Genomic DNA, 22,002 nt, shown 5'->3' with positions numbered 1-22,002 from the left:
TTGGAATCGTGTATTATACAAAATAAGTGTGGGATAAAATGTAAGTTTCTGTGTTCGCATAATAAACATATGATAAGAAATATGTGATATACTTTGAGAAGTTTATAATGAATGAAATATGGAGGACTATAATTATGGCAATACTTGTAACAGGTGGAGCAGGATATATTGGTAGTCATACATGCGTAGAATTACTAAAAAACGGTTACGAAATTATAGTAGTAGATAATCTTTCGAATAGCTCAGTAGAGTCTATAAATCGAGTAAAAGAGATAACAGGAAAACAGTTTAAGTTTTATAAAGAAGATATTTTAAATCGCGAAGCACTTGATACGATTTTTGAAGAAAATACAATTGAAGCTGTTATTCACTTTGCAGGCTTTAAGGCTGTAGGGGAATCAGTAGTAATTCCGTTAACGTACTATCATAACAACATTACAAGCACACTAGTGCTATGTGAAGTGATGCAGAAGCATAATGTGAAGAAGATGATCTTCAGTTCATCTGCAACAGTGTATGGTATCCCAGAAACATCACCAATTACGGAGGAGTTTCCATTAAGTGCAACAAATCCATATGGTCAAACAAAATTAATGATTGAACAAATTATGCGTGATGTAGCATTTGCGGATGCAGAATGGAGTATCGTATTACTTCGTTATTTCAACCCATTTGGTGCGCATGAAAGTGGACGTATTGGAGAAGATCCAAACGGAATTCCAAATAACTTAATGCCATATGTAACACAAGTAGCAGTAGGTAAGCTAAAGGAATTAAGTGTATTTGGAAATGACTATCCAACAAAAGATGGCACAGGTGTCCGTGATTATATTCATGTTGTAGACTTAGCAAATGGTCATGTAAAGGCGCTTGAAAAAGTACTTGGCACTACTGGGATAGATGCATATAATCTCGGTACAGGTACTGGTTATAGTGTATTTGAAATGGTTGAAGCATTTGAAAAGGTTTCAGATAAGGAAGTTCCTTATAAAATTACAGAGCGTCGCCCTGGTGATGTTGCAGTATGTTTTGCAGATGCATCGAAAGCGAAGCGTGAATTAGGATGGGAAGCAAAACGCGGATTAGAAGAGATGTGTGCAGACTCTTGGAGATGGCAATCAAATAACAAAAATGGCTATCTAGAAGTTTAATAAATAGATAAAAAATGACCTTTGCATAAGCAAGAGGTCATTTTTTTATCTGTTTATTTTCCATTAAGTTTATTGGCCACGTTAGTAAAGAAAGTTCGCTGTTTCATAGAAATGTTTGACTGACAAAATGTATAGTAGTCAATATCTTTAATATAAGTAAAGAGTCTAGAAATCGCATATAAGAATGTAATAGAAGATCCGAGTGCAAAACTAATACCGTAACCATTGAACCCAAATGGAAGTAGAAGAAGACTTAATAACAGGTTTGCAAAAAAGAACAGGGCTGATGTTCGAAATGCGCCTTTACGATCTTCAAAATATAAGAGTAGTAACGTGATAACAAGAACCATCCCGTTTGCATAAGCACCAACTATAGTCAGCTGCAAAATAGAGTATTCAAGTGTTACGTTCCCAGATTGTGAACTAAACATCCATATTATAAAAATAATAAGTAAAGAAAAAATACCTTGATTACGAAGTATTCGTTCCATTTCTTGTTTTAGGACAAAGTTCATCGAATCTTTCAATTGTAAAATTGTATTTAATGTCGCCCCATTGTTAACTGAACCGAAGAACTTCTTATACCTTTCATAAAACCTTGTTTCAATGGATACTACGAAGAAAATATAGGTTGGAATAATGCTTAAATAAGCCCAGAAAACAGAAGTATCATATATTTGATGATAAATAAATGTGTTTTCAATATTTCCTCGTCCTTCTCCGAACCAAATAACAAAGTTACATACCCAAATACCAATATTATAAAGTAAGCTTGACCAAAATAGTTCTGGATATTTATCTAAATAAGAAAGAAAGGTAAATTGTTCAGTAGCATCACTATTTGGAAACATTCGTACAATAACTATACTTAACCACACTAATGTAATGAAAGTCCCGATTGTAAAAGCAATTAAAAGTAATAGGGAAAATCCATGTTCTAGTCCAAGTGTTGGATGCCAGTAAGCGATAAGCGCAATTCCAGATAAGGAGAAAATTGAACCAATTAAAAATGCAAGAGCGATGGACTGATAATCTTTAGCTGCTGTTAAATAAATGGATTGAATCCAAATGATGTTTAAAGCTAAAAATAAAAATAGCATCACGATTTTATAATACAAGGCTAATGGTGTAAAAATTGCAAACAAAAGCCATAAGATAATAGCTAAAAAAAGTGTGATTTTCGTCATTCCTAAAAAGGAAGAAAATACTTTATCAGCTTTTTGCTCGTATAAAAGGTCAGCCACATATCTAGTTACGATGAGCTGCAAGGCACCATATATGATTTGAGAAAAAATAAAGCAGTATGAAATTGAAATTGTGAAAAGGCGCTGTTCCTCAATTGAAATAGAATGGAACAAACTTAAAATATATCGAATAGCTGTTACTGCTAAAATAACGACTAACCAAGGACCAGCTGTAACAAATAATGAAAATCCGTACGCTTTTATTCTTGAAGAATAGTAGTCTTCTTGGAATAATTTTTGTAAACGAAATCCTATTCCTGCCATGTTTTTTTACCTCTTTCTAAGTAAAGCTTACGATAACTATCGACGACACCTGATAATTGATAGTGCGCTTCAATACGATTGCGCCCATTATCCCCAAATTGTTGAATGGATTCAGGGTGACGATAATACCACTCTAAATGAATGGCAACTTGTTCGGGAGATACAGGTGGTACAACAAATCCACATTGTCCGTAAGGATCTTCATCTTGTCCGTAAATTAATTCCTTACAAGAGCCGACATCTGTAACAACCCATGGTAATCCTGCTGCCATTCCTTCTAACATAGCTAATGGTTGTCCTTCAGATATACTTGTTAATACGAGAATATCTGTTTGTTTTAAGTAATCTTTAATATTTACTTTGCCGGTCATTATTACATGCTCTTCTAATCCTAATTGTTGAATTAAATCACGACATTCCTGAGCATATTCTGCTTCTTCCGTATCAGGACCTAGTAAGTAAAATATAAATGGAATATCTTTCTCTAATAATAATTTAGCTGCATAAATCATTGTTTTTACATCTTTAATTGGCACAACTCGTATAATAGCGGAAATGATGAGTTTATTCGAATTGTATTTTGGTTTACGTAACCCTTTATAGTCAGATAAAGTAACGCCATTTGGAACGATTTTTAGTTTATGGGCCGGGGCACCTAATTCTTTTTGATATGCACTATTTCGGCCAAACAACGTAATTACATCAGCGGCTTGTTCATATGCTTGATGGGACAAATGATGAAAGAAAGAAACCCATCTTTTTTTATATTCAATTGGTATCCAAGTGGATTGTAGTATTTCTTCTTCACGCTCTCGAGAATAAATACCGTGCTCAGTTAGAATAAATGGTATATCGGACTTGGCACTAATTGCAGCACCAAGTAATCCACCATATCCTGTCGATACAGAATGAATAAGATCTAATTCAGGAAAATCAATTTGTAAAATTTGAATGATTGGTGTGAACATAGATCTCCACATCCAAAAGTAATTTAAGAAGGATCCACTACTTTCTTCATATAAATAACTTTCTTTAACAATTGCATAAAACTCACGGCTTTCGAAGAAGGAATGGAGTGTTCCTAGCTTTTGTTTATTCCCTAATATTTGTAATGCTGTTGTATCATTGGCTTGAAATGTAAACCATTTTTGAAGTGTCTGTACTTCTTGTTCAGTTAAATTAGTTTTTATATGTTTTGCTTCATTTTCTGATTGCAAAGGAATCATAATGATATCTTTTACGTTGCTTGGAATTTCATATTGATATTCATCTTCTGTTTTTACTTGAGGGACTATCGCAAAAATCGTAAATTCATGTTCTTTAAACTGTTGGATAATCATTTGAACCCAGCTTGCTACCCCTCCACTTACAAAGGGGTAGCTGCCTTCAACGACCAAACCTATTCTCATCTGTTATTCTCCTTTAATTGGAATTGTAGCGCTGGCTTTCGTTAACGTAACGCTATAAATTTGGGAATCAAGCTTTTTAACTGTACCGTAAGAGAATGAGCCAGGTTGTATCTTCTTACCTTCTTCTACACGTATAATTGTTGAAGCATGGTTTGGTAGCCCTTTATATGCAATGTGAACAGCATCATCTTCATAAGAAACATCTAGGTCACCAGTTTGATAAATTTTCATAGAAGCAGTTGCTTCACTTTGGGTCATACTTTTTATATAAGGATATCTTTCTTGTATTTCTTTAATTGTCGTTTTATAAGCTTTAAATAGTTCTTCCCATGTTAAGTTACCTGAGCGTTTTTCATCAAGGATATCATCTGGATGGACGAAATGTGAGATGACGCCTAGATTTGCGGTAACATCAGTCAAGATAAATTGATCTTCATCTGTGATAGCATAGCCACTCGTAATGCGCGGGAAATGATAAATGTTTTTATTCTGTACATCTGGTCCGAATTCTTGAATTAAACTGCCGTTACTTGTGCCTCCCACATATAGAGAAGCAACTGTTTCTATAGTTGGAACTGCGTCATTTAATGCACTTAATCCAGTTGTATTTATAATATTGGATGGTGGTACATAGGTTTTTAATTTTTCATTTGGAAAAAATTTATACACAAGTTTTTGTAGAGCATCTAAGGAACTCTCCATATCCTCTTTTGAATTCCATGGAACATATTCAAGTGCTTTATCTACTGGGTCTGGTGGTAATAATAAAGGTTGATGGTTATAGCCATGAATGCCGATTTCTCCACCATGACTTAATAATTCTCTCCCAAATAATAAATAGGTATTTCTATTTTTACCTGTGAAATCTTCAAAAGGTGGAGTTACTTTATTTTGGTACGTCCCAATTGCAACACCCGTATATTTAATATCAAGCTCTTCAGAGATATCCTTCATATTTTTCCACCAATGTTTTTTATAAAATTCTTCAACAGAAATTTTTTCTGTTGTTAAGTTTTTTAGTTCTCCACTTGGAATCGGAGATGGGAAGTCATCGATATACATAATCTCCGCTCCAAGTTGTGCTGAAGCGAAAGCAGGGAAAATAGTACCCAGTGACTGAACGAACATACCTCTACCTAATTTATCGTTCAATGCTGTTGTATTCCAATATAAGACTTTTCCTTCACCGTAGTCATTGGTCCAGAGGATAGGAGTATCTTCCGCTGTAATCCAAGGCGTAGTTGTATTTTCATCTAGCGTAATGTTCATTGCGCTATGAGTAAACAAACTTGAAGAGCTTGGGAGATCTGGATAACCAGGGAATAAAACCTTTTCAAAAGTTAATCCTTTCGCGTCTTTGAAGCCTTCTTTTTGGGTAATACCAAATAGAGAGTTCCAAGAAGGATCCGAATCAAGTCGGTTTGCGATAATAATCCTTCCGCCCATTTGTACAAAATTTTGAATATCAGCTTGTGGAAGTTGCTCCATTATTTCACCTGTAATAATAATCCCTGTATAAGGAGAAGGAGTAAGTCCCTTAATTTCATTAGCTGTAATGTCTTTATAGTGTAGATGTGCGTAATCCATTGCCTTTTTTGTATTAAATGCAACTTGTTCTCCTAGTTTATTATCCGTTTTTAAAACGTATAATTGCATTTCATGTCCATTTTGAGTTACATCTTTTGCGTTGAGTGTTTTAACGGTATCTGTTTCTTTAGTTTTAGGAACAGAAAATTTTTGATAAAAATTTTCTGTTCGATATATAAGGATGGATAAAATTAAGAGAAATAAAATGATACTAATAATCCCGATATATATATTAATCCCCTTTTTCAATGTGTGCGCCTCCAAACTGCCTTACAAATAATTGATATTTACGCGGTAGTATATGAATTATTTTTGCATCCGTTAGATTATTGATTAAGTTATAGAGCTTGTCCCATAACTTTTGGTCATAATATATTTCAAGTAATCCAACATAACCGTAATAGGATTCAGGATAGAAATGAATAAGATTTAAAAATTGTTCTTCAGACTTTGCATATTTTTTTTTGTGTAGACACAGATTTCCAAGTTGGAAAGGGTAAAGAGATTCGTTAGGGAATAGTTCTACACTTTGTGTAATAAAATTCATAAATTCATCGATTATTTTTTCTTTTTGTTGATTAGAAAGAAGACCACTGTCTATATATCTTAAATAGTTAGAGACCAATTCTTTTGCAATTTCATTTTGTGGATTTTGTAGGAATTGCCTATTTAAGTATTCAATCTGTTTTTCGTACCGTTCATTTAGTAAATTGATAGTAGTTGCTGCGTAATGTACAGTTTCAGGATCTTTATGGTAAATTGCTTCTTTCAATAAGCCTCCTTCATTAGAAATGGAGGATGAGCTTAACTGTACAATGAGTTGTTTATGTAACTCAGGCTTATCGAGTTCTAATCCAGAAGAAAATGAAATTAGGTCCATATCTTGTTTAGCTGATTCCACAATATCTTCATAATTATCAACGTGAAAGGAAAGATAATCAGAATATTGCTGTAACCACTCGGTTTTGGATCGTTTTATATTAAGTAATAACATGATTACTGATACAATAAGTCCGATAAGCGGGAAAAGAAGAGAGATAATTAAGCAAAATTCAATAATTCCTTTTTTATTTTCTGTAATTAAACTTTTCGTAAATCGAAATAAGAGAAAAACTAAAATAGCATATATAACATAAAGAAGGAGTAAAATCATTAGAATATCACTCCTTCAGGAGAGAGCGCATTTTGTATACGAGTTTGAACTTGTAGTAAAAACTTTTCTTCAGTGCCAGGTAATAAAATCATAATTTTTTGCTCGGTCGCGCTATAACCGAATATATCAATATCACGCAAATGATTTTTTAAAATAGAATTGATCATTTGTAAAGAGTCTTGTGGTGCCTGGAACTCAAAATAGGAATATGGGTAAGATAACGTTTCGTAACGTTTCTTTTCAATTTTTAATAAATGTTCAAATTCATCTTCATAGTAAATGCTCGTTTTAGGGAATGTACGATCTTCTTGACTTGATAGCCAAAGGTTAGAAGCATTTTGTAAACGATCGCCCATCCAGCGTAAATACCACGTGAAAAGTTCAAATTGCTCAGAAGTTACTTTTGAAAATTCAATTTCGTCTAATATAATGACGTATTGCACACCATCTTGGAATAGGACGGGACCAACTAAAAGTGGAGCATCTTGAAAATCCGCATCTGTACGGAAAAAAGGTCGATTATGCTCTAGCGCATTTTTGATGACTGATGAAGAGTTTTTAACAAAAATGGACTGAGGTAATGTACTTTCACCAGCTTCTGACCTTAATTTAATACGAAGTGATTGTTTATTATTATCAACGTGATAGATGCCAATTTTTTTCGCGCCGAAATATGTTTTTAATACATTCATTCCTTCATCGAGTACAATTTCAGGATGTGTATGATTTAAAGCTTTAAACATATGATACATTTTAGATAAATGATTGTTTGATTCCAGCACACGGGAACGCAGTGTAATACGTGTTTCGTCTAATTGCTTAATAACATATTTTAATTCTTTATTTTCAGCTTTCAGTTCCTTATTTATCATATGTATATCTTCATAACGTTCTTTTTGTGAAGTACTCATTAATCCGCAATATAAACTAATAACAAGTAAAAAGATCCAACTTATCCAATAATCCTGTGAGAAGAAATAAAGTAAAACATCGTTTTCTTTATATATACCGATTATAAAAACGTAAACCATTGCTTCCAGGAAGACGAAAAGTGCAATAGATATACCGTATCGGCTAGAAATAATTAAAGTAATGAATAAGAGTATGAAGTATTCATACGTAGGCGTTAAAAAATCAGTTAGTATTGAGAGAAAGAATAATGCAATAAAGAGAATTGTAGGTTCAATCATTTTTTGAAATAAATTGGATTGCTTATAGTACATAAAAATAAATCCCTTCTTCCGTTTGCAAATTTAGTGTTGAGGAATAATACATTGAAGCGAAATGCATAATTTAAAAGAATCATTTTAGGATATATAATAGTTAGAGCTCCAATTATTCTATCAATAGGAATATAGTAAATTCAAGGGAAATAAATTCTAATTTTTGTCAATGCATTATGTTTTTGGGGTTTTTATAAAATGATTCAGTTCGCAAAACTGTAAAATATCATGTGTTTACTATATGTCTATTGAGATTTTAAGGTGTTAAAATAGATGGGGAATTACAGTTGTATAGGGGGTAATATTATTATGGCGTGGAAACGTTCCATATGCTTTTTAGCTATATTTTCTTTTATTTTTTCTTCAAGTACATCCGCACAAGCAAATGTTGTGGAACCAGTTTTAAAAAATGTACGAAGTTATAAAATTTATTATGGTGAAGCAAATGAGCAAGTGATTGAGAGACTTTCAAAGTACGACATGGTTATTATTGAGCCGTATGCATTTACGAAAGAACAAATTCAACAATTAAAAAAATCAGGAACAGTGGTTCTTGGGTATGTAAGTGTTTTAGAGTTAGAAGCATGGCATAAACCACAAGTAGTGGAATCTGATTATTATTATAGAGACGGCAAGAAAATGAAAATAGAGCAGTGGGATACATATATTATGAACTTAGCTGATGAACATTACCGGGGGATTGTTGTTAATAAAGTAAAACAGCAAATTATTGGAAAAGGTATAGATGGGGTGTTTTTAGATACAGTTGGTGATATTGATGATTATTTTTATAATCAGCCAGCTATACAAGGGGAATTTAGAGAAGCATATGTAAATTTATTAAAAGAAATTAAAAGTGCTGATTCCAACCTACTTCTTATACAGAATTGGGGATTTGATACAATCAAAAATACATCTTTGAATTTTATACATGGTGTATTGTGGGAAGACTTCAATAAACAAGTTATTGCAAAAGATGAATGGAGTCAAAATTGGATGCGTTATTTTAAACAACAAAGCAATAAAATTGTAACGTTTACTGTTACTCCAAATAACGTATCTAAAAAATATAGTTCTATAAATGGATTTATTCCTACAATTAATCCGAATGATATTTATGATAAATAGCAATTGTTTGGAATAAGAGACTATCAAGATTGACTATGACAATCTAGGTCAGTAATACATTTATCTTATAAAGATAAATGTATTACTGACCGGCCCTTTTTATATAATAGGGGGACTTAATGAATTCGAACGAGCTGTTTATGGTATACTGTGTTACCTTCTTGGCTTGAATATGGTGGTAAGCTTCGCCCAAAGCAATTTGCAATAATGTTGGAATGATCGTTATATGAAATTCGAATTTCATATAAATCTACAGTGTCATCTAAATCGGCGTAAAAAACGGCAAGATTATTACTGTCGAGAGAATAGGGGAAGCTCGCTTCTACATTTTCTCCAATCAGTACGGGAAGTTTTACAGGAGTGGAATAAGTAGACCAATCCCATACTTCAATAGTTACGTGATGTGGATAGTATTCATCCAGGTTCACAATGTTAACTACAGCAGAAACAGTATTAGTTTCTTTCGTTAAAACGCCAGTTGAATGAACTACATATCGGGGAATTTCATGATGAAGCATATACATCTTACCTTTCTAAAAAGATTAATATGAATCTAAAATATTTTATGTGAAGGATCAATAGAATGAACTAGTATAAATGAATCATTCTATTGATTTTCATAGAAATCAAAGAGAATAATTTGAAAATCATCCCAGGTCTTGTCTTGTTGTTAGAGTACGTTTATAATCAAATAATCCTAGTAGCTTTTTGATAGGATTATTCTTTATTGAAAGCGCTTTTAATTCAGGGTGTTGTTAGAGTAATACTTTTACTTTCGAATACGGAAAAGCTGAATGGTAGTAAATAAGAAATAATATTGCTATATAGCAGTTATTAAAGAGATTTTCACTTTATTTTTTAAGGTAGGAAGTCTGACTTATTCAGATTAAAAATTATGTATGTAGTTTTAAATAGGAAGAAAAATAATAAAGTATCACTTTATATTGTGGGGAGGTTAAAAGTGTGAAAGGGAAAGATTTTCACACGAATATATGGGTTACGTAGGATTATTACTTTCAGGTGCAGCTTTATTTTTAAATAGCCTTGTCATATTAGGCAAAGTAGAGATGAAAAGTGCAGGTGTCTTTAATTTATTTGTGGGGGCATTACAAATTATCATTCCGTTCTATTTGATTATGATTTCTGATCAAAGTAATTGGACGGTATATTCATATGCAGCTACTTTTTTATTTGGTTTAACTTATTTATATGTAGGCGTTACTTTTATTAAAGGAATGGATAGTAGTGGACTAGGCTGGTTCTGTATTTGGGTAGCAATTATTGCTTTATTCTATATGGTTGTTTCATTTGTTCAATTCCACGATGTTGTTAATGCGTTAACATGGTTTATGTGGGCATTACTTTGGTATTTATTCTTTGTATTAAATGCACAAAAAAAGAATATCAATCAATATCTTGGCAGAATTGCCTTTGTACAATCATGGGTAACATTGACGTTGCCTGCACTCTTTTATTTTATGGGAGTATGGGGAGAAGGATTCGTATATGAACTATGGGTTTATGTATCAGTAATTTCTATTTTATATTGCTGCTATTGTATTTTTAAATATCGAGTACGTTAAAGTATCGTATGTAAGAAAGCATGGAATCTTGATGATGATTCCATGCTTTTTATTTATAATTAAGGTAGTATTTTGCAAAATAGGGGATGATGAAAGTGAAAAAAGTGTTGGTTCTAGGGGGAACAAGGTTTTTTGGTAAACATTTAGTAGAAGCACTTTTGCAAGCTGGACACGATGTAACGATCGCGACGAGAGGAATTACGGAGGATTCTTTTGGAAGTGCAGTAAAAAGACTTATTGTAGATAGAGAAGACGAAAAACAACTAGCAGAGCGTCTAGAAGATAAAAGTTATGATATCGTATACGATAATTTATGCTATAGCTCGAATGCAGCGAAGATAATATGTGAAGTGTTACAAGGAAAAACGAAGAAATATATTATGACATCTTCAATGGCTGTTTACGAGCCAGCGATAGGCTTGTTAGAAGAGAACTTTAATCCGTACGAGTATGCTATTACGTATGGAGGTAGAAATGACTTCAATTATAGTGAAGGGAAGCGATTAGCGGAAGCAGTGTTGTTTCAACAGGCAACATTCCCAGTCGTTGCGGTAAGATTTCCCGTCGTTATTGGAGAAAATGATTATACGAAGAGATTACAGTTTTACGTTGAACATGTTGTGAAACAAAATCCAATTGTTTTAAATTCGTTAGATGGAAAGTTGTCATTTATACATGAAAAAGAAGCAGGAGAGTTTTTAGCATGGTGCGGAATGGAAAATATAGAGGGTCCAATTAATGCTTGTAATAACGGAGCGATTTCCATGGGAGAAGTTATTCGCTTCATAGAAGAAAACAGTGGGACAAAAGTTCTTATTCAAGAAGCGGGAGAGAATATGGCACCTTATAATGAAATAACTAATTGTACGTTACATAATAGAAAGGCTCGCGAATTAGGGTTTCCGTTCCGAGAATTAAATACAGAAATAAAAAATGTTTTACAGCATTACATAAATATACTGAAATAATCATGAATCCCCCGGTGGCAATCCGGGGGATTCTGGAGGATTTCGACAATACTAGTTTTACATTACCAAATTTACCTTACACGCATGATGAATGCTAATGTAGCACACCAATGTAGGGATCTAGTTCATCATAGTCATATGAAAGATTGGGTAATTGAAATAAAGACGTGAAATTACCTCCTTTCCACCCTATAAAGTTGGTCTAGGTAAAAAAAATTTACTTAAGTCAAAAATACGCTTGTTTTTTTCGGAAGTCAACAAAAAATCTGAAAATTTTCTGAAAAATATTACAATAAAAGTAACACTTCCACTTTCATTTGTGACTCTTATTCTTTTTGCTTATACTGTAAAGTAGTAGTGTCTTGTTGAGATAGAAGGAGATTGTTTATGAGCAAAACGAAACAATTAATAGAGGAAGCAAGTAATTTTATTACCGTTTGCTATAAGGAACTTAATAAAGAGCAATTAATAAAAGAGCGTATGAAAGAAATTTTAATAGAGATAGAAAAGACTGGAACGTATGAGCATACATTTGAAGAGCTTGTTCATGGATCACGAATGGCATGGCGTAATAGTAATAGATGCATTGGAAGATTGTTTTGGAGTAAGATGCACATATTAGATGCGCGTGAAGTAAAGGATGAGGAAGGCGTATATAATGCATTAATTCATCATATTAAATATGCGACGAATGATGGGAAAGTTAAACCGACAATTACGATTTTTAAGCAATATCAAGGTGAAGAGAATCATATACGAATCTATAATCATCAATTAATTCGATATGCAGGATACAAAACGGAAATGGGAGTGGTTGGTGACTCAAACTCCGCCGCATTTACTGATTTATGTCAAGGTCTTGGGTGGCAAGGAGAAGGTACACATTTTGACGTGTTACCGCTTGTATTTTCTGTTGATGGAAAAGATCCTGTATATAAAGAAATTCCTAAAAAAGAAGTGAAAGAGGTACCAATTGAACATCCAGAGTACCCAATTTCATCACTAGAAGTAAAATGGTATGGGGTACCGATGATTTCAGATATGCGTTTAGAGATTGGCGGTATTTCTTATACAGCAGCCCCGTTTAATGGATGGTATATGGGGACTGAAATTGGTGCTCGTAATTTAGCGGATCATGACCGTTATAATTTGCTTCCAGCAGTTGCAGAGATGATGAATTTAGATACTTCCAGAAATAGTACGTTATGGAAAGATAAAGCGTTAATTGAGTTAAATATAGCTGTTTTACATTCTTTCAAAAAACAAGGGGTTAGCATTGTAGATCACCATACTGCCGCCCAGCAATTTCAGCAGTTTGAGAAGCAAGAAGTTGCTTGTGGACGGGTTGTAACTGGCAACTGGGTATGGTTAATTCCTCCGTTATCACCTGCTACAACTCATATTTATCATAAACCGTATCCGAATCATATTATTTCGCCTAATTTCTTCCATAAGTAGTTTGTAATATAAAGGTATCAATCGTGAAATTTAAATTTTTTTAATTCCTATTAAATAGCAGTTGGAAGCCTTTACTTCTAGCTCTTTTAGCACGGCCTTTTTTGAAACGGTTAGTTCCTTGTGTTATAATCAAATTTCTGTTTCGAAGACCTTATAGAAATATAAGGTCTTTTGTTTTGCGTTTTTATGTAAGAGGAATAGAATATTCTTTTAAAATAAAAAGGATTTAGCATATTTTCAGGGACAACATAAGTGTGTGTGAAATCACTAAAGCATTATACTTATATAATTATTGTGTGTGGAATATAAACAATAAAACATAATGAAGTTGTTTTTTTAGATTGCTGAGGAAGGAGGAAGGTAAATGAGGATGAAGAATCAAAAAACTGATTGGCCTGTATTTCTTATTAGTGGTGGCTCACTTTTATTATTTGTAATCGCGGTTTTCTTAAATAAAGGTTACGTAGAGAGAGTCATTAATAACAGTTTTGCATTTTCAGCTAAATATTTTGGTGCTTTTTGGCAGGTTTTATTAATTGGTACATTTGTCGTTGCGATGGGTATGGCCTTTTCAAAATATGGGAGGGTTAAACTCGGGGGGCTAGATAAGCCTGAGATTAGTACGGCGAAATGGTTAGCAATTATTATGGCTACGCTACTTGCTGGCGGTGGTGTTTTCTGGGCAGCAGCAGAGCCAATGTATCATTTTATGACGGTTCCACCAATACATGAAGGTATATCTGCTGGAACGCAAGAAGCAGTCATGCCTGCTTTAGCACAAAGTTATATGCACTGGGGTTTCTTAGCATGGACGATTTTAGGGACAATTAGTGCAGTAGTTATGATGTATGGGCATTATCATAAAGGTATGCCGTTAAAACCTCGAACGCTTTTATATCCTATTTTTGGGGAGAAATTGCGAAAGAGTTTTCTTGGAACGATGATTGATGCATTTGCAATTATTGCGGTAGCTGCAGGAACAATTGGTCCAATCGGATTTTTAGGACTACAAGCAAGTTATGGCTTACAAGCATTGTTTGGAATTCCTGATGTGTTTACTACTCAATTAGCAATTATTATTTGTGTAGTAGCCGTTTCTACTATATCTGCGGTAACGGGAATTGATAAAGGGATTCAAATTATAAGTAATTTAAATGTTAGACTAGCAATTTTGTTAATGGCATTCGTATTATTATTTGGACCGGGTGGATTTATTATTGATTCATTTGTTTCTTCGTTTGGATTTTATATACATGAATTTATTCCAATAAGCACATATCGCGGTGATACAGGTTGGTTAGGATCATGGACAATCTTCTTCTGGGGATGGTTTATTGGATACGGACCGATGATGGCAATTTTAGTGAGCCGAATTTCAAGAGGAAGAACGATTCGAGAAATAATCGTTGCAATTGGAATTATCGCGCCTATTATTACAACGTTTTGGTTTACTATACTGGGCGGATCTGGTGTGTTTTATGAGTTAATGAAGCCAGGCTCTATCTCGGTGGCATTAAGTGAATCTGGTATGCCAGCGGCTATGATTGCAATTACGCAGCAGTTGCCACTTTCTAATATTGTTGGACCGGCATTTCTTTTATTAACAATTTTATTTGTAGTGACAACAGGAGATTCAATGGCCTATTCCATTTCAATGGCAGTGACCGGAGATGGAAATCCTAGAATTAGCTTGCGAATTTTTTGGTCGCTTATTATGGGCGCAGTTGCAGCAATTCTTTTATATATGGGTGAGGGAAGTATTAATGCACTACAATCCTTTATTGTAGTGACGGCTGTTCCTGTATCAATTTTATTATTCCCGATGCTATGGTTAGCTCCTAAAGTTGCAGGGGAATTAGCATTAAAGCAAGGAATTGTAGAAGAAAAAGATAAAACAGCTTTCTTATTCCAGAGGGCTAGTAAATCAAAATAAATGATAAACAAACATTGAAAAGAGGAAGCATCTTAAATGAGATGCTTCCTCTTTCACATTTAATCTAACACTTTTCCCTTTGTTTCTGGTACACATAATAGCATCGTAATCAATCCGATTGGATAGATGATAAAAATTAAGGACAATGCTCCAAGTAGATTGCCACCCGTAGCGAGTAATCCAATAATAACAGGTCCAAATCCAGCTAACCCACGTCCTGTACCGAAAATAAAGTTTTCTGCTGTCGAGCGAGCTTCAGCAGGGTAGTTTTCAGCTAAAATTGCCCCGAATCCTCCCATCATGCCATTGGCAAAGAATCCAAGCAATGCGCTTCCCCATAACAATAATGTTGAGTCTGTGAATAAGAAGAAGTAAATGAGACAGTATATAGTACCACCGACATAATAGATTGTAAAAGTTTTACGGCGACCAATTTTATCGGCTAGAATACCAAAGGTTGCAATTCCAATTAGCATACCAATAGTAGAAATGAACATCCAACCGCTTGCTTTTGCTAATGTATAGTTATATTTATTTGCTAAAATAGTTGGCATCCATGTGAAAATTCCATAATATCCGAAGTTCTGGATGAATGACATGATAATAAGACCAATTGTTGTTATTGTTACTTTTTTACTTGCAAATAACTTTCGAAGTGGGAACTTCTTCATATGTTTTAGTTGTTCCGCTTCAATAGTTGTCAAATTACCTTCAGCTTCCTTCTGGAGCAATTCCTTTTTGTAACGTTGCTTTAGCTCCCATATTTTCGGTTCGCTTAAACTTTTACGGACATAAACAGCTAATAAAGCGGGAATTAATCCAAATAAGAAAACAGCTCTCCATCCAAAATGCGGGACGATAAATGCTGGAAGAAGTGAAGCAACCAGGACGCCAAATTGCCAGCCAAGTGCAACAACTGATGTCGCTTTAGCACGCATTTCTTTAGACCATGTTTCTGTTACGATGGCCATTCCAATCCCGAATTCACCACCAACGCCCATTCCAACTAAAAAGCGAAGAATTAATAATTGCCAATAATCTGTTGCGAAATAAATAAGTGCAGTTGCTAGTGAAAATAGTAAGATTGTAAAGGCCATTGTGCGGATACGACCGAATAAATCAGCAATAAATCCAAATAAATAGGAACCAATTAACATCCCAATTGTTGTGGCTAATGTTAAGTTCCCTCCCTCGACAGGGCTAAGATGAAATTCTTTTAGAATGTAGACAAGTACGAAAGATAAGAGCAACATATCTAATCCTTCTGCTGCATATCCTAGCGCAGAACCAAATAATGTTTTATATCTTTTCTCTTTCGTCTCCTCTGTTGTTGGCTGTACATCAGTAGTAATGTTCATTATTACTCCTCCTTATTTTCTTCTACAGTCGCTATGGAAGAATAACAAAAGGCCTTCTCACCTGATATGATGAGAAGGCCCAAAAAAGCATACGTATCCCTTAAAAAAGAACATACGTATATTATATTCCGACTTCCTTCTCAACCTCACGGGGTTGGGTTAAAGGACTGTATTATATTACTTTATTTTTAGCACTCTTCTATTAGATTGTCAAATAAAGAGGAGATTGTTATGTGTAAAATATTTCAAAAAATATTTCATTCTTCTTGACGCCCACTTCACTATTTTCCCATAATAAAACTAACTAATATAAAAAGGAATGAATCACAGATGCTAAATTTAGTACTTATGATGATTGAACGCGTCGGACTTATTGTTATTTTAGGATTTTTACTTTCTCATATTAAAACGTTCCGGCGTCTTCTTCATAAGCAAGACGGATATGTAGATAAGTTTAAGCTTATTTGTATTTTTTCAGTGTTTACAATTGTAAGCAATTACACAGGGATTGAAATAGCAGGAAATACTATTATGAATGAAAATTGGTTACAAGGTGTTTCATCATCCAGCACAATTGCGAATACACGAATCATGGGTGTTGGAATTAGTGGGTTGCTAGGTGGGCCTATCGTCGGAATTGGAGTAGGTTCTATTGCGGGTATTCACCGTTATATGCTTGGCGGGACCACGGCAGTAAGTTGTGCAATCTCATCAATTTTGGCTGGGATTATAACAGGTTATATTGGATACATCTTCAAAAAATATAACCGTACTATTACACCTAAATTTTCTGCGGTTTTAAGTGTTTTTATCGTTTCTTTAGAAATGCTTATGATTCTATTAATTATAGAAGATGGACTTAGTGTTGTGAAAACAATTGCGTTACCGATGATTCTTGTAAATAGTTTTGGTAGTTTTATTTTACTTTCGATGATACTAGCCATTTTACGACAAGAAGAAAACGCAAAAGCTTTGCAAACGCATAAAGTATTACGAATTGCTGATAAGACGTTACCATATTTCCGCCAAGGGTTAACAGAAGAGTCTTGTAAACATGTGGCACAAATTATTCACCGCTTTACGGGAACGGATGCGGTATCCTTAACAGATACAGAGAAAATCTTAGCTCACGTTGGATTAGCATCAGATCATCATATTCCTTCACACAGTTTAATAACAGGTTTATCAAAAGAAGTATTAAAAACAGGGAAAATAATGAAGGCGAAATCACGTGAGATTATTAATTGTCAACATGAAGGGTGTCCATTACAAGCGGCGGTTGTTATTCCATTAACTTCACATGGAAATACGATAGGAACATTAAAACTGTATTTTGAAAACTCTAATCAATTAAGTCGTGTTGAAGAAGAGTTAGCGGAAGGGCTGGCGAAAATATTCTCCACACAGCTTGAGTTAGGTGAAGCTGAGTTACAAAGTAAGTTATTGCAAGATGCCGAAATAAAGGCGCTACAAGCACAAATCAATCCGCATTTTTTATTTAATGCAATTAATACAGTATCAGCTTTATGCCGAACAGATGTAGAGAAAGCGAGAAAATTATTGCTACAGCTTAGCGTTTATTTTCGTTGTAATTTGCAAGGGGCACGACAATTACTTATTCCATTAGAACAAGAGTTAAATCATGTACATGCATATTTATCGTTAGAGCAAGCGAGATTTCCGAATAAGTATGAAGTGAAGATGTACATTGAAGAGGCACTAAAGGTGACTTTAGTGCCACCATTTGTGCTTCAGCTATTAGTTGAAAATGCATTGCGCCATGCTTTTCCGAAAAAGCAGCCAGTGTGCCAAGTCGAGGTACATGTGTTTGAAAAAGAAGGGATGGTTCACTTTGAAGTGAAGGATAATGGACAAGGGATTGAGAGTGAACGTCTAGAGCAATTAGGAAAAAGGGTAGTTCCATCAAAGAAAGGGACGGGAACAGCTTTATATAATATTAATGAACGACTTATCGGGTTATTTGGGAAAGAGACAATGCTTCAAATTGAAAGTGAATTAGAGCAAGGGACCAAGATCCTCTTTGTAATTCCGAAAAAAGTAGAGGAGGAAAAACGGAGTGTTAAAAGTATTAGTAGTTGATGATGAAATGTTAGCACGGGATGAATTGAAATATTTATTAGAGCAAACAAAAGAAGTAGAGATAATTGGTGAGGCAGATTGTGTAGAGGATGCATTAGAAGAATTAATGAAAAACAAACCAGATATTGTTTTTCTAGATATTCAGTTATCCGATGATAACGGATTTGAAATCGCAAATATATTAAAGAAAATGAAAAATCCACCTTCAATTGTGTTTGCTACTGCATATGATCAATATGCGCTGCAAGCATTTGAAGTAGATGCGTTAGATTACATTTTAAAGCCATTTGATGAAGAACGTATCGTACAGACATTAAAGAAATATAAAAAACAAAAGCAAATAAAATTAGAAACAAAGCAAGATGTAAAGAGTGTAGATGTAACGACCGAGATGCACAAATTAGCATTACCAATTGAGGAATCAATTGTACTTGTTAACATTGAAGATATTATTTATGTGGGGCTTGTAGATGGGAAGGTAACTGTAAAAACAATGAAAGAAACATATGTAACACATGATACGCTTGTCATTTTGGAAAAGAAATTACCACAAACAATTTTTATGCGTGTTCATCGTAGTTTCGTTGCTAATATTAATCATATTTCTGAGATACAGCCGTGGTTTAATTCGACTTATAACTTAATTATGAAAGAGGGATCCAAAGTCCCGGTTAGCCGTACATATGCAAAAGAACTTAAAAAGCTGCTTCGTATTTAAGAAGCAGCTTTTGTATTTCACCGTATGATTTTTGTAATTGGCTGTTTATATTTGACATCCCGTTATGTAAACGCTTACTCAGAGGTTTATATCCTATAAAATAAGGGTACCAAATCAAAAGAGGTGGCCAAAATGAGCACAAAAAAAGTATATGGTTTTCTATCACAAATATTCGTTTTTTCAGCTATTATGTTAGTTTCTAATATTATCTCAACCCATTTACCAATTCCGATGCCTTCATCAGTAATCGGATTAGTCGTTTTATTTAGTCTATTATGTTTAAAGGTTATTAAATTGGAGCAAGTTGAATCACTCGGAACAGCTTTAACAGGTATTATCGGATTCCTTTTCGTCCCATCAGGTATTTCAGTTATTAACTCTCTTGGTGTAATGAGCCAATATTTCGTACAAATTCTAACTGTAATCGTTGTCGCAACAATTATTTTACTTGCTGTAACAGGTTTATTTGCACAATTGATTTTAGGTAAAGATGACAAAGAAACAAAAGATACAAAAGAGTTGAAAGTTGTAAACAAAGGAAGCAAACACGGGAAAGTCGCGTAACTATTTTAGACCATACATGGTTAGGAGGTAATGAACATGACAAGCACAATGACTCCATATTTCGGAATCGTCGTTTCATTAATTGCATACGGAATCGGAACGTTTTTATTCAAACACTCAAAAGGATTCTTCTTATTTACACCATTATTCGTAGCAATGGTATTAGGGATTGTATTTTTAAAGGTAGGTAACTTTACCTTTGAGGAATATAATACTGGTGGGAAGATGATTAGTTTCTTCTTAGAGCCAGCAACAATCGCCTTTGCAATTCCATTATATAAACAAGTTGATAAGTTGAAAAAATATTGGTGGCAAATTTTATCGGCTATCGTGGTTGGATCTATTTGTTCAGTGGTTGTTGTGTTCATTGTCGCAAAAGCAATTGGTTTAGATACTGCTGTAATGAACTCAATGTTACCGCAGGCAGCAACAACAGCAATTGCATTACCAATATCTGAAAGTATCGGTGGTATTCCAGCAATTACATCATTTGCAGTTATCTTTAATGCAGTTATCGTATACGCATTAGGAGCTTTATTCTTAAAAACATTTAGAGTTAAACATCCGATTGCTAAAGGTTTAGCTCTCGGAACAGCAGGACATGCGTTAGGGGTTGCGGTAGGAATTGAAATGGGTGAAGTAGAAGCAGCTATGGCAAGTATCGCTGTGACAGTAGTTGGTGTCGTAACAGTGGTGGTTATTCCGATGTTCATGCCGTTTATTGGATGATAAAACTTACTTAAAAAAATATAAAAGCAAGCTATTTGTAGGACGGATTTCTACTGATAGCTTGCTTTTTATGTTACAGTAGTGGTAAGACCTATTGAAGAATAAAAGTTTCCTTAAATCTTCATTAATACTACGTATAATGCGTTCTGAAATAGGTCATTGTATTGTAAAATAAGAAGTAACATAATATATTAGCACAATTAACGGGCAGTTAGGATTGAAGATAAATTGCTCGCAATGGCTTTAATATTAAAGGATAATTATAAGTAGAGAATAGAGAGAGATCTACTTGTTAAAGTTTTACTTTATAGGACAGGAGAGAGTACTCGTCGATTATGCAAATAAAAAACCTGTTTCAAAGCAAAGGATTTCAGAGGTTAATCGTATTAGTATTACTTGCTCTCATATTGTATGGGATGCAAAGTATGTTAAATTTAATTTTAATTACGTTTATGTTAACGTATTTAATGGATCGATTCCAAAAGTTTATTTCTCGTAAATTAGATCATTTCATGCCAATTAATCGGAAAATTATTATAGCGCTTTTATATGTAATGTTAGTGGCGGGAATTGCCATTACGCTATTTAAATATTTACCGGTATTAACAATACAAATTTCACAATTGATTTATCAATTCAATGTATTTTTAAGAAATCCACCTGATAGTGAATTAATTAAGTATGCAGTTAATGCTGTTAATCATATGGAGCTTTCTAAATATGTAGGGCAAGGCGTAGACATTTTGTATAAATCTATTACGAATGTTGGTAAATTTGGCCTTCAAGTTTTACTTTCTGTAATTTTAAGCTTATTTTTCTTACTTGAAAAAGCACGTATCGTTGCTTTTACTTCGAAATTTAAAGAAAGCCGACTTGCAATTTTCTATAACGAAATAGAGTATTTCGGAAAGAAATTTGCACGTTCATTCGGAAAAGTAATCGAAGCACAATTTTTAATCGCAATTGTTAACTGTGTTTTATCTGTTATCGCATTATGGATATTAGGATTCCCACAATTACTAGGTTTAGCGTTAATGATTTTCTTGCTTGGTTTAATTCCAGTGGCAGGTGTGATCATTTCGTTATTTCCACTTTGTATGATTGCTTATAATATCGGCGGTATTATGTATGTCGTTTATATTGTAGTTATCGTAACAGTAATTCATTCGCTTGAGAGTTATGTATTAAATCCAAAATTCATGTCACAAAAAACAAATTTACCAATCTTCTATACATTTATGGTATTAATTTTCTCTGAACACTTTTTAGGTGTGTGGGGACTAATTATCGGTATTCCGATTTTCATATTCTTATTAGATGTTTTAGATGTGACAAGTGATGAAAATGAAAAGGATTTTTCTGGAAAATAAAGTTTAGAAAAAGCATCGATATTCGATGCTTTTTCTTTTATAAAGTATGGTATTCTATGCCA

At 33.8% G+C, this 22,002-nt stretch carries 18 protein-coding genes; 11 read left to right on the top strand and 7 right to left on the bottom strand.

Annotated elements, in window-relative coordinates; translation table 11 throughout:
• The first annotated feature begins 134 nt into the window (after window positions 1-134).
• Entirely contained in the window at window positions 135-1,151 is a 1,017-nt protein-coding gene (galE, locus tag FT637_RS20410; RefSeq protein WP_193647856.1) for a UDP-glucose 4-epimerase GalE, read from the top strand.
• Between the two features lie 53 nt (window positions 1,152-1,204).
• Here galE and pelG read toward each other — a convergent pair whose 3' ends face one another.
• From pelG to FT637_RS20385, 5 genes are read right to left on the bottom strand one after another with little or no spacing between them, the layout of a single operon-like run.
• Window positions 1,205-2,659, bottom strand: coding sequence for an exopolysaccharide Pel transporter PelG (pelG, locus tag FT637_RS20405; RefSeq protein WP_193647855.1), 1,455 nt, complete (start codon window positions 2,657-2,659; stop codon window positions 1,205-1,207).
• Window positions 2,647-4,068: a GT4 family glycosyltransferase PelF gene (gene pelF, locus FT637_RS20400; RefSeq protein WP_193647854.1), complete on the bottom strand. Its 1,422-nt coding sequence runs from the start codon at window positions 4,066-4,068 to the stop codon at window positions 2,647-2,649. Before pelF ends, pelG begins: the two co-directional genes overlap by 13 nt.
• Window positions 4,069-4,071: 3 nt before the next feature.
• Window positions 4,072-5,904: a DUF2194 domain-containing protein gene (locus tag FT637_RS20395; protein WP_193647853.1), complete on the bottom strand. Its 1,833-nt coding sequence runs from the start codon at window positions 5,902-5,904 to the stop codon at window positions 4,072-4,074.
• On the bottom strand, window positions 5,888-6,808 hold the full coding sequence (locus FT637_RS20390; RefSeq protein WP_193647852.1) for a tetratricopeptide repeat protein: 921 nt from the start codon (window positions 6,806-6,808) through the stop codon (window positions 5,888-5,890). The genes FT637_RS20395 and FT637_RS20390 overlap by 17 nt, the downstream gene beginning before the upstream one ends.
• Window positions 6,808-8,031, bottom strand: a complete 1,224-nt coding sequence (locus FT637_RS20385; RefSeq protein ID WP_193647851.1) for a GAF domain-containing protein — start codon at window positions 8,029-8,031, stop codon at window positions 6,808-6,810. Before FT637_RS20385 ends, FT637_RS20390 begins: the two co-directional genes overlap by 1 nt.
• Window positions 8,032-8,340: 309 nt before the next feature.
• Here FT637_RS20385 and FT637_RS20380 point away from each other — a divergent pair, with 309 nt between their 5' ends.
• Complete coding sequence (locus FT637_RS20380; RefSeq protein WP_193647850.1) at window positions 8,341-9,159, top strand: endo alpha-1,4 polygalactosaminidase; 819 nt, start codon at window positions 8,341-8,343, stop codon at window positions 9,157-9,159.
• Window positions 9,160-9,275: 116 nt separating this feature from the next.
• On the opposite strand, the gene FT637_RS20375 is transcribed toward FT637_RS20380, so the two are convergent.
• The gene (locus FT637_RS20375) at window positions 9,276-9,677 is read right to left on the bottom strand and encodes a hypothetical protein (RefSeq protein WP_193647849.1); all 402 of its coding nucleotides are present in this window, start codon (window positions 9,675-9,677) and stop codon (window positions 9,276-9,278) included.
• A gap of 474 nt (window positions 9,678-10,151) precedes the next feature.
• Here FT637_RS20375 and FT637_RS20370 point away from each other — a divergent pair, with 474 nt between their 5' ends.
• The 4 genes from FT637_RS20370 (at window position 10,152) to FT637_RS20355 (ending at window position 15,101) form a co-directional block, all read left to right on the top strand.
• Entirely contained in the window at window positions 10,152-10,742 is a 591-nt protein-coding gene (locus tag FT637_RS20370; RefSeq protein ID WP_193647848.1) for an AmiS/UreI family transporter, read from the top strand.
• Between the two features lie 86 nt (window positions 10,743-10,828).
• Window positions 10,829-11,710, top strand: a complete 882-nt coding sequence (locus tag FT637_RS20365) for an NAD-dependent epimerase/dehydratase family protein (RefSeq protein WP_319805956.1) — start codon at window positions 10,829-10,831, stop codon at window positions 11,708-11,710.
• Window positions 11,711-12,097: 387 nt separating this feature from the next.
• Complete coding sequence (locus FT637_RS20360; protein ID WP_193647847.1) at window positions 12,098-13,168, top strand: nitric oxide synthase oxygenase; 1,071 nt, start codon at window positions 12,098-12,100, stop codon at window positions 13,166-13,168.
• A 364-nt stretch (window positions 13,169-13,532) separates the two neighbouring features.
• On the top strand, window positions 13,533-15,101 hold the full coding sequence (locus FT637_RS20355; RefSeq protein WP_193647846.1) for a BCCT family transporter: 1,569 nt from the start codon (window positions 13,533-13,535) through the stop codon (window positions 15,099-15,101).
• Between the two features lie 59 nt (window positions 15,102-15,160).
• Here the strand turns inward: FT637_RS20355 and FT637_RS20350 are convergent, their stop codons facing one another.
• On the bottom strand, window positions 15,161-16,459 hold the full coding sequence (locus tag FT637_RS20350; RefSeq protein ID WP_193647845.1) for an MFS transporter: 1,299 nt from the start codon (window positions 16,457-16,459) through the stop codon (window positions 15,161-15,163).
• A 330-nt stretch (window positions 16,460-16,789) separates the two neighbouring features.
• Here FT637_RS20350 and lytS point away from each other — a divergent pair, with 330 nt between their 5' ends.
• From lytS to FT637_RS20325, 5 genes are all read left to right on the top strand, one after another.
• A complete protein-coding gene (lytS, locus tag FT637_RS20345) occupies window positions 16,790-18,559 on the top strand; it encodes a two-component system sensor histidine kinase LytS (RefSeq protein WP_193647844.1) in 1,770 nt (589 codons plus the stop codon).
• Complete coding sequence (locus FT637_RS20340; protein WP_002113186.1) at window positions 18,537-19,277, top strand: LytR/AlgR family response regulator transcription factor; 741 nt, start codon at window positions 18,537-18,539, stop codon at window positions 19,275-19,277. Before lytS ends, FT637_RS20340 begins: the two co-directional genes overlap by 23 nt.
• Before the next feature lie 132 nt (window positions 19,278-19,409).
• Window positions 19,410-19,841 (top strand): antiholin-like murein hydrolase modulator LrgA, encoded by a 432-nt coding sequence (lrgA, locus tag FT637_RS20335; protein ID WP_002113185.1) that lies wholly within the window; start codon window positions 19,410-19,412, stop codon window positions 19,839-19,841.
• Window positions 19,842-19,877: 36 nt separating this feature from the next.
• The gene (gene lrgB, locus FT637_RS20330; RefSeq protein ID WP_002113184.1) at window positions 19,878-20,570 is read left to right on the top strand and encodes an antiholin-like protein LrgB; all 693 of its coding nucleotides are present in this window, start codon (window positions 19,878-19,880) and stop codon (window positions 20,568-20,570) included.
• A gap of 335 nt (window positions 20,571-20,905) precedes the next feature.
• Window positions 20,906-21,940: an AI-2E family transporter gene (locus FT637_RS20325; protein WP_193647843.1), complete on the top strand. Its 1,035-nt coding sequence runs from the start codon at window positions 20,906-20,908 to the stop codon at window positions 21,938-21,940.
• Window positions 21,941-22,002 lie beyond the last annotated feature (62 nt).

It is taken from the genome of Bacillus cereus, assembly GCF_015071065.1.
GTDB lineage: Bacteria > Bacillota > Bacilli > Bacillales > Bacillaceae_G > Bacillus_A > Bacillus_A cereus_BA.
The sequence above is the reverse complement of the archived record's forward strand: the minus strand, read 5'-3'. Positions and strand labels throughout refer to the sequence as shown.

What these genes read in the sequence shown, in the direction of transcription:
- galE (WP_193647856.1), top strand. Translation starts at nt 135, where the DNA reads ATGGCAATACTTGTAACAGGTGGAGCAGGATATATTGGTAGTCATACA.
- pelG (WP_193647855.1), bottom strand. Translation starts at nt 2,659, where the DNA reads ATGGCAGGAATAGGATTTCGTTTACAAAAATTATTCCAAGAAGACTAC.
- pelF (WP_193647854.1), bottom strand. Translation starts at nt 4,068, where the DNA reads ATGAGAATAGGTTTGGTCGTTGAAGGCAGCTACCCCTTTGTAAGTGGA.
- FT637_RS20390 (WP_193647852.1), bottom strand. Translation starts at nt 6,808, where the DNA reads ATGATTTTACTCCTTCTTTATGTTATATATGCTATTTTAGTTTTTCTC.
- FT637_RS20385 (WP_193647851.1), bottom strand. Translation starts at nt 8,031, where the DNA reads ATGTACTATAAGCAATCCAATTTATTTCAAAAAATGATTGAACCTACA.
- FT637_RS20380 (WP_193647850.1), top strand. Translation starts at nt 8,341, where the DNA reads ATGGCGTGGAAACGTTCCATATGCTTTTTAGCTATATTTTCTTTTATT.
- FT637_RS20375 (WP_193647849.1), bottom strand. Translation starts at nt 9,677, where the DNA reads ATGCTTCATCATGAAATTCCCCGATATGTAGTTCATTCAACTGGCGTT.
- FT637_RS20370 (WP_193647848.1), top strand. Translation starts at nt 10,152, where the DNA reads ATGGGTTACGTAGGATTATTACTTTCAGGTGCAGCTTTATTTTTAAAT.
- FT637_RS20365 (WP_319805956.1), top strand. Translation starts at nt 10,829, where the DNA reads ATGATGAAAGTGAAAAAAGTGTTGGTTCTAGGGGGAACAAGGTTTTTT.
- FT637_RS20360 (WP_193647847.1), top strand. Translation starts at nt 12,098, where the DNA reads ATGAGCAAAACGAAACAATTAATAGAGGAAGCAAGTAATTTTATTACC.
- FT637_RS20355 (WP_193647846.1), top strand. Translation starts at nt 13,533, where the DNA reads ATGAGGATGAAGAATCAAAAAACTGATTGGCCTGTATTTCTTATTAGT.
- FT637_RS20350 (WP_193647845.1), bottom strand. Translation starts at nt 16,459, where the DNA reads ATGAACATTACTACTGATGTACAGCCAACAACAGAGGAGACGAAAGAG.
- lytS (WP_193647844.1), top strand. Translation starts at nt 16,790, where the DNA reads ATGCTAAATTTAGTACTTATGATGATTGAACGCGTCGGACTTATTGTT.
- lrgA (WP_002113185.1), top strand. Translation starts at nt 19,410, where the DNA reads ATGAGCACAAAAAAAGTATATGGTTTTCTATCACAAATATTCGTTTTT.
- lrgB (WP_002113184.1), top strand. Translation starts at nt 19,878, where the DNA reads ATGACAAGCACAATGACTCCATATTTCGGAATCGTCGTTTCATTAATT.
- FT637_RS20325 (WP_193647843.1), top strand. Translation starts at nt 20,906, where the DNA reads ATGCAAATAAAAAACCTGTTTCAAAGCAAAGGATTTCAGAGGTTAATC.